The sequence below is a fragment of the Pantoea sp. Cr_R13 genome (assembly GCF_029222565.1).
GTDB lineage: Bacteria > Pseudomonadota > Gammaproteobacteria > Enterobacterales > Enterobacteriaceae > Pantoea > Pantoea eucalypti.
Map to the genome: position 1 here is coordinate 494408 of NZ_JARHXL010000018.1, position 12574 is coordinate 506981.

12 protein-coding genes are annotated in these 12574 nt (G+C 56.6%); 5 read left to right on the forward strand and 7 right to left on the reverse strand.

Annotated features, from left to right (window positions below; all coding sequences use genetic code 11):
- Positions 1-276: 276 nt before the first annotated feature.
- From acs to P2R09_RS19230, 3 genes are all read left to right on the forward strand, one after another.
- Positions 277-2232, forward strand: coding sequence for an acetate--CoA ligase (gene acs, locus P2R09_RS19220; protein WP_275772018.1), 1956 nt, complete (start codon positions 277-279; stop codon positions 2230-2232).
- 140 nt (positions 2233-2372) lie between these two features.
- Positions 2373-2702, forward strand: a complete 330-nt coding sequence (locus P2R09_RS19225; protein ID WP_003855715.1) for a DUF485 domain-containing protein — start codon at positions 2373-2375, stop codon at positions 2700-2702.
- Positions 2699-4354: a cation acetate symporter gene (locus tag P2R09_RS19230; protein ID WP_275772020.1), complete on the forward strand. Its 1656-nt coding sequence runs from the start codon at positions 2699-2701 to the stop codon at positions 4352-4354. The genes P2R09_RS19225 and P2R09_RS19230 overlap by 4 nt, the downstream gene beginning before the upstream one ends.
- A gap of 82 nt (positions 4355-4436) precedes the next feature.
- Here P2R09_RS19230 and P2R09_RS19235 read toward each other — a convergent pair whose 3' ends face one another.
- The 3 genes from P2R09_RS19235 to P2R09_RS19245 form a co-directional block, all read right to left on the reverse strand.
- Complete coding sequence (locus P2R09_RS19235) at positions 4437-4982, reverse strand: YfaZ family outer membrane protein (protein ID WP_003855717.1); 546 nt, start codon at positions 4980-4982, stop codon at positions 4437-4439.
- A gap of 140 nt (positions 4983-5122) precedes the next feature.
- A complete protein-coding gene (locus P2R09_RS19240) occupies positions 5123-5818 on the reverse strand; it encodes an LrgB family protein (protein WP_039660666.1) in 696 nt (231 codons plus the stop codon).
- Positions 5811-6236 (reverse strand): CidA/LrgA family protein, encoded by a 426-nt coding sequence (locus tag P2R09_RS19245; RefSeq protein ID WP_033763398.1) that lies wholly within the window; start codon positions 6234-6236, stop codon positions 5811-5813. The genes P2R09_RS19240 and P2R09_RS19245 overlap by 8 nt, the downstream gene beginning before the upstream one ends.
- Before the next feature lie 103 nt (positions 6237-6339).
- Between P2R09_RS19245 and P2R09_RS19250 the strand changes: the two genes are divergently transcribed.
- Entirely contained in the window at positions 6340-7242 is a 903-nt protein-coding gene (locus tag P2R09_RS19250) for a LysR family transcriptional regulator (RefSeq protein WP_008926616.1), read from the forward strand.
- A 44-nt stretch (positions 7243-7286) separates the two neighbouring features.
- Here the strand turns inward: P2R09_RS19250 and P2R09_RS19255 are convergent, their stop codons facing one another.
- The 4 genes from P2R09_RS19255 to soxR form a co-directional block, all read right to left on the reverse strand.
- The gene (locus P2R09_RS19255) at positions 7287-8936 is read right to left on the reverse strand and encodes a Na+/H+ antiporter (RefSeq protein ID WP_275772025.1); all 1650 of its coding nucleotides are present in this window, start codon (positions 8934-8936) and stop codon (positions 7287-7289) included.
- 145 nt (positions 8937-9081) lie between these two features.
- On the reverse strand, positions 9082-10431 hold the full coding sequence (locus P2R09_RS19260; RefSeq protein ID WP_275772028.1) for an NCS2 family permease: 1350 nt from the start codon (positions 10429-10431) through the stop codon (positions 9082-9084).
- A gap of 358 nt (positions 10432-10789) precedes the next feature.
- Positions 10790-11455, reverse strand: coding sequence for a glutathione S-transferase (locus P2R09_RS19265; RefSeq protein ID WP_275772146.1), 666 nt, complete (start codon positions 11453-11455; stop codon positions 10790-10792).
- 39 nt (positions 11456-11494) lie between these two features.
- Positions 11495-11980: a redox-sensitive transcriptional activator SoxR gene (soxR, locus tag P2R09_RS19270; RefSeq protein WP_003855725.1), complete on the reverse strand. Its 486-nt coding sequence runs from the start codon at positions 11978-11980 to the stop codon at positions 11495-11497.
- A gap of 100 nt (positions 11981-12080) precedes the next feature.
- Here soxR and soxS point away from each other — a divergent pair, with 100 nt between their 5' ends.
- The gene (soxS, locus tag P2R09_RS19275; protein WP_275772031.1) at positions 12081-12506 is read left to right on the forward strand and encodes a superoxide response transcriptional regulator SoxS; all 426 of its coding nucleotides are present in this window, start codon (positions 12081-12083) and stop codon (positions 12504-12506) included.
- Positions 12507-12574: the final 68 nt, after the last annotated feature.

The following is a 12574-nucleotide window of genomic DNA, read 5'->3' on the forward strand; positions in this document are numbered from 1 at the left end:
AGTAATACTTCGATGAATTTACGCATAGCTATTCACTACTGGTTAAAAAGGCTGCCGGCGCGTTTGCTTGCTTTTTATCCAGCCCATTCCCTTTTAATACCCCTTCTTAATTCCCCATCGCCGTCAGAGCGTTAAACGAAAGTAGCAATCCGGCTTCACGTTTTGCGGCGGAAGCGCTATCACGTGATCTGTGGCGCAAAAAAGAAACAAAGACTCAGGGCAGGCTTTAATTAACCATTGATTGACATATCATTAACATCTTCAAGGAGATCCGCCATGAGCCAAAATCACATTCATCCTGTTCCAGAGAATATTGCAGCAAACACCCTGATTACAGCAGAGCAGTATCAGGCGATGTATCAGCAATCTGTCGACGATCCAGACAGCTTCTGGGGCGAACAGGGCAAAATCCTTGACTGGATTAAGCCTTACAGCAAAGTGAAAAACTGCTCGTTTGCGCCAGGTAACATTAACATTCGCTGGTACGAAGATGGCACGCTCAACCTGGCGGCAAACTGCCTTGACCGTCATCTCGCCACGCGCGGCGATCACCCGGCGATTATCTGGGAAGGCGACGACGCCAGCGAAAGCAAAACCCTGACCTTCCGCCAGCTGCATGCTGAAGTCTGTCGCTTCGCCAACGTGCTGGAGCTGCTGGACGTGAAAAAAGGCGACGTGGTGGCGATCTATATGCCGATGGTGCCGGAAGCCGCGGTGGCAATGCTGGCCTGTGCGCGTATTGGTGCCGTCCACTCGGTGATTTTTGGCGGCTTCTCACCGGAAGCGGTCGCTGGCCGTATCGTCGATTCCAGCGCTTCGCTGGTGATTACGGCCGATGAAGGGATCCGCGCCGGTCGCAGCATTCCGCTGAAGAAAAATGTCGATGACGCGTTAAAAAATCCCAACGTCACCAGCGTGAAAAACGTGGTGGTGTTCCAGCGCACCGGTAAAGATGTGGGCTGGGTTGACGGCCGCGATCAGTGGTGGCATGACCTGATGCTCAACGCCAGCACCAACCATTCTGCAGCCGAAGTCGGCGCGGAAGATCCCCTGTTTATCCTTTATACGTCGGGCTCAACCGGCAAACCCAAAGGTGTGCTGCATACCACTGGCGGGTATCTGGTCTATGCCGCCACCACCTTTAAGTTCGTCTTTGATTATCATCAGGATGATATCTACTGGTGCACCGCAGACGTCGGCTGGGTAACCGGTCACAGCTATCTGGTGTATGGTCCGTTGGCCTGTGGTGCCACCACCCTGATGTTTGAAGGGGTGCCGAACTGGCCAACACCGAGCCGTATGGCGGAAGTAGTTGATAAACACAAAGTCACCCTGCTTTACACCGCGCCGACCGCCATCCGTGCGCTGATGGCAGAAGGGGATAAAGCGATTGCCGGCACCGACCGCAGCAGCCTGCGCATTATGGGTTCGGTCGGCGAGCCGATTAACCCGGAAGCCTGGGAGTGGTACTACAAGAAAATTGGTAACAGCCGCTGTCCGATTGTGGATACCTGGTGGCAGACCGAAACCGGCGGCTTCATGATCACGCCGCTGCCGGGTGCGACCGAACTGAAAGCCGGCTCCGCCACCCGACCGTTCTTTGGCGTGCAACCGGCGCTGGTGGACAACGAAGGTCAGCCACAGGAAGGTGCCTGTGAAGGCAATCTGGTGATCACCGAGTCGTGGCCGGGACAGGCGCGTACACTCTTTGGCGATCACGACCGTTTTGAGCAGACTTACTTCTCTACCTTTAAAAATGTCTACTTCAGTGGAGACGGTGCCCGTCGCGATGAAGATGGCTACTACTGGATCACGGGACGCGTTGATGACGTGCTTAACGTCTCCGGTCACCGCCTGGGAACCGCTGAGATTGAATCGGCGCTGGTGTCGCACCCTAAAATTGCCGAAGCTGCCGTGGTGGGGATACCTCACAGCATCAAAGGCCAGGCGATTTATGCCTATATCACGCTGAATCACGGTGAAGAGCCGTCGCCGGAGCTGTACACCGAGGTGCGCCAGTGGGTCCGCAAAGAGATTGGCCCCATTGCCACGCCTGATGTGCTGCACTGGACCGACTCACTGCCGAAAACCCGCTCCGGCAAAATCATGCGCCGTATTCTGCGCAAAATTGCCACCGGTGATACCAGCAACCTGGGTGATACCTCTACCCTCGCCGATCCTGGCGTAGTTGAAAAACTGCTTGAGGAGAAACAATCGATCAAAATGCCTTAAGCGCACGCTGTCCGGCGGGAAGATCGCTTCCCGCCACCCCCGCCCTACGCAGTCTGTTCCGGTAGTCACAAATATTATAACCAGCTGAATCCACGCCCTGTCGTGAGGTTCTTGCCTGCAAGCCCTCTGGAGAAAATGTGATGAATGACGCCCTTTCGAATCAGGATGCAATCAATCAGCAGATTGAACGTAATCCGCTTTTTCATGAGTTAGTCCATAAGCGCCAGGCGTTCGCGACGCTGCTGTCGCTGATCATGCTGGTGCTCTATGTCGGCTTTATCCTGCTGATTGCGTTTGCGCCCGGCTGGCTCGGTACGCCGCTGCATGCCGGAACCAATGTGACGCGCGGCATCCCGATTGGCGTCGGGCTGATTGTGATGTCATTTGTGCTGACCGGTGTCTATGTCTGGCGCGCCAACGGGGAATTTGACCGTTTAACCAAAGCGATCCTCCGCGAGGTGAAATCATGACCCGTCTCACCTTATGGCTACTGGCCCTGATGTTGCCGTTTTCAGCGCTGGCCGCCGATGCGATTACCGGTGCGGTGCAGCGCCAGGCGACCAACTATCAGGCGATTATCATGTTTACGATTTTCGTCGGCGCCACGCTGGGGATTACTTACTGGGCGTCAAAGCGCACCCGTTCGCGCAACGACTACTACACTGCGGGCGGCAATATCACCGGCTTTCAGAATGGCCTGGCGATGGCGGGTGACTTCATGTCAGCAGCCTCGTTCCTGGGCATTTCGGCACTGGTTTACACCTCTGGCTATGACGGACTGATCTACTCGCTCGGCTTCCTGGTCGGCTGGCCGATGATTCTGTTTTTAATTGCCGAGCGGCTGCGCAACCTGGGTCGTTATACCTTTGCTGACGTCGCCTCCTATCGTCTGAAGCAGATGCCGATTCGCACCCTGTCAGCCTGCGGTTCGCTGGTGGTGGTGGCGCTCTACCTGATCGCGCAGATGGTGGGTGCCGGTAAGCTTATCCAGCTGCTGTTTGGCCTGAACTATCATGTGGCGGTGGTGCTGGTGGGCATTCTGATGGTGATGTACGTGCTGTTTGGCGGCATGCTGGCAACCACCTGGGTGCAGATCATCAAGGCGGTGCTGCTGCTGTTTGGTGCCTCTTTTATGGCCATCATGGTAATGAAAGCAGCCAATTTCAGCTTTAATACGCTGTTCACCGAAGCGATGGCAGTCCATCCAAAAGGCATCGCGATTATGCAGCCTGGCGGACTGGTGAAAGATCCTATCTCGGCGCTGTCGCTGGGGCTGGGCCTGATGTTTGGTACAGCCGGATTGCCGCACATTCTGATGCGCTTCTTCACCGTCGCGGATGCCAAAGAGGCCCGTAAAAGTGTCTTCTGGGCCACCGGCTTTATGGGTTACTTCTATTTCCTTACCTTTATTATCGGCTTTGGTGCCATCCTGCTGGTAGGCGCTAATCCGGCCTTCAAAGATGCCAGTGGCGCCTTGATTGGTGGCACCAATATGGCGGCGGTGCATCTGGCTAACGCCGTGGGCGGCAGCACCTTCCTGGGCTTTATCTCAGCGGTTGCCTTTGCCACCATTCTGGCCGTGGTCGCGGGCCTGACCCTGGCGGGTGCGTCGGCGGTTTCTCACGACCTCTATGCCAGCGTGTATCGCAAAGGTCAGGCGAGCGAGAAAGATGAGCTGCGGGTTTCCAAAATCACCGTGCTGGCGCTGGGCGTAGTCGCTATTGCGCTGGGTATTCTGTTTGAGAAGCAGAACATCGCCTTTATGGTCGGGCTGGCCTTCTCAATTGCGGCCAGCTGTAACTTCCCGATCATTCTGCTGTCGATGTACTGGTCAAAACTCACCACGCGCGGCGCGATGGTGGGCGGCTGGCTGGGTCTGCTGACTGCCGTCATCCTGATGATCCTTGGCCCAACCGTGTGGGTGCAGGTGCTGGGAAATGCGACACCGATTTTCCCGTATGAGTATCCAGCGCTGTTCTCCATGGTAGTGGCATTTGTGGGCATCTGGCTCTTCTCTGTCACCGACCATTCGCAGCAGGGCGCAGAGGAACGTTCACGCTTCCGCGCACAGTTTATTCGCTCGCAGACGGGCACCGGCATTGAACAGGGTAAGGCGCGCTGATCGCCGTTTAACATTGATAACGAGCAGCCAATAAAAAAGGGCGACTACAGAAGTAGTCGCCCTTCTCTTTCACGCAACAGAATCAGAAGCGCAGAGATGCACCCACGTACGGGCCATCGACCAGCACGTTATCTTTGCGTCCATCTTTGTTGTTCAGTTCGATGTACTGATAACCCACACGCAGGTTAAGCAGTGAAACCGGCGTGAAGCTCAGGCCGCCAGCGGCTTCCTGATAGCTGTCGAGATGATCGGTGAACGACTCTGGCGCGTAATAATACTCACCATACAGGCCCCACATGCTGTTGAAGCTGTAATGTGCTGCACCACCCAGCGCCACCGCAAATCCATCTTTTCCATCTTCAGGATGGGTGAAAATCGCTTTTGCGGTCGGCGCCAGACGCAGCGGCCCGAAATCAACGTTGTAACCCAGACCGGCACCGTAGGTGCTGCCGTCATGGTCGCTACGCAGCCAGTTACCTTTCAGAAACAGACCGGGTGTTGTGGTGCCCAGACCCAGGTTCAGGTTGGTGTTGTGTTCGCTGACATCAACACTGCCTTCAATTGCCTGAGCGGCGCCGCTCAGTAAAACCAGCCCAAGGGCGCTCCCGGTAACAAGTTGCTTAAACATGATTCCACTCCGTGAAGGACAATTAATTCGGCCGCAAGGTTAACAGCCTGAAACGGAGAGACAACAAAATCCGGGAAACTTTACGTAAAAATACGTGTCGCGTTCAGAATTACCGCTGCCTCTGCGCTACGCAGTGTAGACTATATTGTCCACATCAGGTGTCCAATCAGCGGGGCCAGCACTACGGTCACTACGCCCGAGAGCATCATGACCAGGCTGGCGACCACGCCCTCCTGCTGCCCAAGCTGATAAGCACGCGCCGTTCCGGCACCGTGCGACGCAGCCCCAAACCCGGCCCCTTTCGCCACACCCTGCTTGATTGCGAGGCGCAGAAACAGCACGTCACCTACCGCCATGCCAAATACGCCAGTGATGACCACAAACAGCGCAACCAGATCGGGCTGACCGCCAATTGGTCCGGCTGCGGCCAGCGCAAACGGGGTAGTAATGGAGCGCACCGCCAGACTGCGCTGGATTGACTCTGGCAGGGTCAACAGCCGCGCCAGCCAGACCGAGCTGCAGACAGCGACCACCGTGGCGGTCAATACGCCCGCGCTCAGGGATAGCCAGTGCCGCTTAATAATCTCCACGTTCTCATAGACTGGCACTGCAAACGCCAGCGTAGCGGGTCCCAGCAACCAGAGCAGCCAGTGGTTTTCAGCAATGTAATCCTGCCAGCTGATGTGCGTCAGCAGCAGCAGTCCGACCAGCACCAGCGGCGTCATTACCAGTGGCATTAACAGCAGTGTCCGCCAGCGGCTATAAAGCCGTTTATTCAGTGCATAGACCAGCAGCGTAACCGCGACACACAAGAGACTGATGATAAAATCACGCATCTGGATTCTGCTTACGCGCGGCGCGCGCGACTTCATACTGATAAAGCCGGTCCACGACCCAGGCGGTCGACGCCAGCACCAGCGTCGTACTGACACCAATCACCACACAGATGCGCCAGCCATCCACACGCAGCAGCGCGCCATAGTTCACGACCGCCACCACCGCCGGAATAAAAAACAGCAACATCTCGGCCAGCAGCCAGCGCGACCCGGCTTTTACCCAGTTCAGCGGCACAATCCGCGTTACGATCAACGCCAGCAGCACCAGCATCCCGACGATATTGGCAGGCAGTGGCAGGTGCAGCCAGCTCACCAGCTGTTGACTGGCGACAAACAGGCCAATATATAACCCTACCTGCAGTGGCAGGCTAAGCCATTGCACTGCGCGGTTGCTGAGTGGAGTGAGTGCTAACGCCATCACCGTGTCTCCCCGATTAAATTGATGTCGCCAGTATAAAACGCCAACAGAGTGTGAAAAAAATGAATTAAAATTATCGTAATCATGCCTGAAAGGAATAGTTATGGATGTTCGCGCCCTGCGTTACTTTACTGAAGTGGTTCGCCAGCAGAGCTTTACCCGTGCGGCACAAAAGCTGTTTGTGACGCAGCCAACCATCAGCAAAATGCTGCGCCAGCTGGAGGAGGAGCTGGGCTGTACGCTGATCCTGCGCGATGGCCGTCGTCTTCATCTTACCGACAGCGGTCAGGCGGTCTATCAGCGTGGCCTGGCGATCCTGCAGGAGTTTCATCAGCTGGAAGCGGAGATTGGTGACATCAACCAGCTTAAAACCGGCGAGCTGCGACTCGGCATTCCGCCGATGGTCGGTATGCAGATAGCCGGATCGATTTCCGCCTTTCGCCGCCGCTATCCCGGCGTTCAGCTGAAAATCTCTGAGTTCGGCGGTCTGACCGTTCAGCAGGCGGTGCTGGCGGGCAGTCTGGATATCGCCCTGACCGCATTGCCGGTCGATGCTGAGCTTCCGCTGAACACCCTGCCCCTGATGCATCATCCGCTTTGCGTGCTGCTGCCGCGTCGCCCGGAATGGCTCAGCCGCCAGCAGATTGGGCTGGCAGAACTGGCCGCGCATCCGCTGCTGATTTTCAATGAGGAGTTTTCGCTGAATCGTCAGCTGATGCAGGCGTTTCAGCGGCTTAACCTGACGCCCACGGTGGCAGTGCGGAGCGGTCAGTGGGATTTTCTGGCGGCGATGGTGCAGGCGGAAATGGGGCTGGCGATTCTGCCAGAGCCTATCTGTCAGCGGCTGGATAAGCAGTCGCTGTTGTGGCTGCCGCTGGAATCGGAACTGAAGTGGAGTCTGGGTTTAATCTGGCGGGAAGGGAGTTATCTGTCGCGCAGTGCGCAGGCGTGGATCAACTGTTGCCGGGAGCACTGGCCGGATGAGCCGCCGCGCCTGTCGGTGTGAAAGGCTGGCACGCCCGCATGAATGCGCAGGCGTGCCGGTCAGACTTACTCTTCTTTTTCGATCAGCAGCGCTTCCAGTAGATCCAAATCGTGCAGTAACTTCTGCATCGTCTCATTGGAAATTTGCTGGGTCGCGCGGAGATGATAGAGCTCCGCGCGCTCGGCACGCAATCCGGTCAGGCGGAAGCGACGCTCAAGGTTCTCAGCATACAGCGCGTGTTCGAGGTCATTCTTTCCTTCGGCACGACGACGCAGGTTGCCAATCACTCGCAGACTCACCTCTTTCAGCAGTTCCGGATCGATGTTCTCTTCCGATCCATTCTCCAGTCGCTCTTCCATCTTGTGAAGGCTTTCAATCGCGGCGCCTGCCATTACCGCACGGGCATTCTGCAGCTCACGGCGGTGCGCGCCTTTATCAATGGTATCCACGCCACGCAGGAGAATCGGCAGCAGCACTACGCCCACCAGCAATGAGAACAGAATCACACCGGTGGCGATAAACACCAGCTCATAACGCGCCGGGAAAGGCTCGCCATTGGTCAGGAACAGCGGAATCGACAGCACACCGGCCAGCGTAATGGCACCGCGCACACCAGCAAAAGAGGCGATCAACAGCTCACGTAGCGAGTAGTTAGAGAACTCCATCGGTTTCTTCTTCAGCAGACGTTTGCTGAAACGCTGCATAATCCACAGCCAGCCAAAACGCACGATCATCAGCGCGGCGTAGACCAGCCCGATATCGGCAAACAGCATCCAGAGTTCGACGTTCGGATCGGCCTGTGCCTGGTCGATTGAGGTCTGCAGAATATCCGGCAACTGCAGGCCCAGCATCAGGAAGACCATGCCGTTGAACACGAACTCCAGCATCTGCCAGACGCTGTTTGCACGCAGACGCATCGCCAGCGGGGCCTGACGAATAATACCGGAACGGGTGATGGTCATACCGGCCGCCACTGCCGCCAGGATGCCTGAAACACCCAGATGTTCAGCAATCAGATAAGAGGCGAAAGGCAATAGCAACAGCAGTACGGTCTGAGTGGCCGGATCGTCACCGCTCCAGCGGCTGAGCAGGCGCAACGACCTACCGTAGAGCCAGCAGATTGCCACACCCGCGACCAGGCCACCCACGGCGACCTTCAGAAACTCAATGCTGGCACCGCCCCAGGTAAACACCATCGTGCCCATGGCAACGGCCACGGCAAATTTCAGTGAAACCAGACCCGATGCATCATTCATCAGGGCTTCGCCCTGCACAATCGACATAATCTTTTTGGGAATGCGGCCTTCACCCACAATGCCGGAAAGCGCCACGGCATCGGTAGGCGACAACACGGCCGCCAGCGCCAGCGCCGGAATCAACGGGATACCCGGCACCAGCCAGTAGATCAGATAGCCAATGCCGAACACCGTAATCAGCACCAGCGCCAGCGCTAAGCCAATTATCTCGCGGCCATGATGCAGGAACTCACTGATGGGCGTCTTCCAGCCATCCGCAAACAGCAACGGCGGAATGAACAGCACCAGAAACAGCTCTGGATCAAAGTCGACATGCAGACCAAACGTTGGCCAGGCCAGCATCGCACCCACGGCGATCTGAACCAGTGGCAAGGGGATCTGAAAAGGGAGAATACGAGCCGCGACGCCAGAGAGCGACACGACCAGCGTCATGATGAGAATTGTAAAAAAGATTTCCATGCTTTCCTTAGGCGTCGTTTCTTTCAATCATTGGTTAAGCATTAAAGTGTAAAACAAACTGCGGTGAAGGTTGTCAGCTACGCGTGCGCCGGGCGGGAAAAAAGTGACAAATACCGGGCGCACAAGCGCACGCCCGGTTGTGCAGTCAGATAGCCCAGCCACCGGCGTAAAATGCCACCAGCGCGACAGCAATAATGACCGTACCGACGTTGAGCTTACGCCATTCACCGGCAAAGAGGCGGCCCACCACCAGGCTCGCAAAACCGATCATGATGCCGGTTACGATGTTGCAGGTGAGCACAATGACCACGGCCGTTAACAGGCCCGACATCGCATCGACAAAATCATTGAAGTCGACTTTTGCCACGTTGCTGAGCATCAGCAGCCCCACATACATTAAGGCGGGTGCGGTCGCGTAAGCCGGCACCAGATAAGCCAGCGGTGACATAAACAGAATAGCGAGAAACAGCAGGCCAACCACAATCGCAGTAAGACCCGTTTTGCCGCCTGCTGCGGTGCCTGCCGCCGATTCGATATAGACCGCAGCCGGTGATGCGCCCACCAGTCCCGCGAACAGGCTGCTGACAGAATCACTGGTCAGCGCACGACCGCCATTAATAATCTGCCCCTGTTTATCCAGCAGATTGGCCTGACCCGCGACCGCGCGAATGGTGCCGGTAGCGTCAAAGACCGCGGTCATCACGAGTGCCAGCACGCTGGGCAACACCACCGGCTGCATCGCGCCCATAATGTCCAGGCTAAACAGCAGCGACTGACCGCTGGCATCACGCAGGCTTGGCAGTGCAAACAGTCCCTGCCAGGTCACCGCAGGGTCAAAGATCAGGCCCAGCAGTGAAATAGCGATAATCGTCAGCAGAATGCCGCCGGGCACCCGACGCTTCTCCAGTCCAATAATCGCGGCCAGTCCCAGCAGCGTCATCATCACCGGGAAACTGGTGAAGTGGCCCAGTGCCACCGGCAGGCCCGGTGCCGGATTTTTTACGACCAGCCCGACGCCGTCAGCCGCAATCAGCAGCAGAAAAAGGCCAATCCCGACGCCGGTTCCGTGTGCTACACCCATCGGCAGATTACGCAGGATCCAGGCGCGGATGCCGGTCACCGAGATCAGGGTAAACAGCAGGCCCATCAGAAACACGGCACCCAGCGCCACCGGCACGCTGATGTGCTGACCCAGCACCAGGCTGAAAGCGGTAAAGGCGGTTAAAGAGATCGCACAGCCAATGGCCATCGGCAGATTGGCCCATAGCCCCATAAGGAGGGAGCCAAAGCTGGCGACCAGGCAGGTGGCAACAAACACGGCGGAGGGGGAGAAACCGGCTTTGCCCAGCATTCCCGGCACCACGATGACGGAGTAGACCATCGCCAGGAAGGTGGTGAGTCCGGCCAGAATTTCCTGGCGCACGCTGCTGCCGCGCGCCGAGATCGAGAACCAGGCGTCCAGTTTTCCACTGGCCGGGCGTGATTCAGTTGACATAGTTGAGCCTCAAATTTCTTGTTGTGTGGATCGCTCTGCGACCATCGCTGTCCCTGGAATAAGCGGGTAGACGGCGTCACTGCCCGGTTTAACCTGGCAGGCAAACGTTTACCTTGCCGCAGATAGTTAGCCGCTAAAATCGGCCAGATAAAAAGGCAGGGGATTATCGGGCGTTTAGCGGCACATTTTCAACAGCAACAGGGAGATTCATCAGCATAAAAATCAGAGGTAAAGAAGGGAGAGGCGTCCGGTACAAGCCGTGATCACTTGCTGACATCCTGAAGTTAAAGCGATTTTCCCGAGAAAAAGCGCACCGGCGCAGGCATGAGGAGACCCAACGCGCCGGTGGAAAAGAGGACTAACCTGGCAGTGAAAGCTCGCCGCCCTGATCAATCGCACGTTGCCAGGCAGCACGCTGCTGCACGACCTGAAGCCATTTCTGCGTGGCAGGCATCTGATCGAGTCCGGCACGTTGCGCCAGCGCCAGCAGCGGAAAGCTCATCTGGATATCCGCAATCGAGAAACGCTGGCCGGCAAACCAGGGGTGAGTAGCCAGATGCTGTTCGATCATCTGCATGTGCGGCTTCAGCTGTTTATCCAGGAAAGCTTTCTGCACGCCTTTGCCGAATGCTGCCCCAACCGGACGCAGCAGCCAGGGCACCGGTGCTTTGCCCATCTGACCAAAGATTAGCTTCATGACCAGCAGTGGCATCAGCGAGCCTTCGGCATAATGCAGCCAGTAACGGCACTGTAGCAGTGATTCCTCATCACTGACTTTCAGCCGGAACGCGTGGTCATGTTTCTCTTCGAGATATTCGAGAATGGCACCGGATTCTGCCACCACCCGATTGCCATCGGTAATGACGGGCGATTTCCCCAGCGGATGCACTTTTCTTAGCGCCTCCGGAGCCAGCATGGTCGGTTCGCGTTGATAGCGTTTAATCTGGTACGGCACTTCGAGCTCTTCCAGCAGCCACAGCACCCGATGCGAGCGCGATTTCTCGAGATGGTGAACGGTGATCATCATGATTCCCTGTGTTTTGACCTTCACCAAGTATAGACGTCACTCTGTATCGGTATGTTTATCATCCTGTTCCGGGTCGAGTAGCACGGCACCTGAGCCCTGCTGACCCAACCTATCGCCGGGGTTGCGCAGCGGGCAGTCGCGCATCGACAGGCAGCCGCAGCCAATACAGCCATCGAGGTCATTGCGCAGGCGGGTCAGGGTTTCAATACGCTTATCCAGCTCTTCGCGCCAGTGCTGCGTCAGCGCATCCCACTCTGGTGTGGACATACGCTTGTTTGCGGGAATATGGTCCAGACTGTCACTCACGGTCGCCAGCGGAATACCGATGCGCTGAGCAATCTTGATAATCGCAACACGTCGCAGCACGTCACGGCTGTATCGCCGCTGATTGCCGCTATTTCGCGTGCTGGAGATCAATCCTTTTGTCTCATAGAAGTGCAGCGCCGAGACCGCCACACCGCTACGGCGCGCCACTTCACCCGGTGTTAAAACCGGTTTTGGATAGTTGCGTTCTTTTTTCATCAGGCTCTTTACCTCAAGTTAACTTGAGGAATTATACTCGCTCTCCATCGAAACCCCTAAACTCCCATTAGCGTTTATTAAACACCAGAAGGATGAGGCCATGATGCAAGAAGAGATCATTCATTCCCTGACGCACTGGATTGACCAGAACCTGGATAAGAGCTTGTCGATCGATGAAGTTGCGGCCAAATCGGGCTATTCGAAATGGCATCTGCAGCGTATGTTCCGTTCCGTAACGAAACAAACGCTGGGTGGCTATATTCGTGAGCGCCGCCTGACGCTGGCAGCTGAAGCTTTGTCACAGACACAGCGACCGGTGTTTGATATTGCGATGCAGTATGGCTATGACTCGCAGCAGACCTTTTCCCGCGTGTTTCGTCGTCAGTTTGCACAGACGCCAACCGCTTATCGCCACACCATGCGACGTCAGGCGATTCAGCGCCCTCGCCAGCCAGGTTTTGGCTATAACGATCCAATCAATAGCTTTACCCAGCGCACCACCGGCGAGTGTTGCCCGGTTCGCTGATTCTCCGTTGCGCCCGCCCTGGGCGCATCTGACTGATTTTCCCGCCCTTGTTCTTTTACTGCGCACTT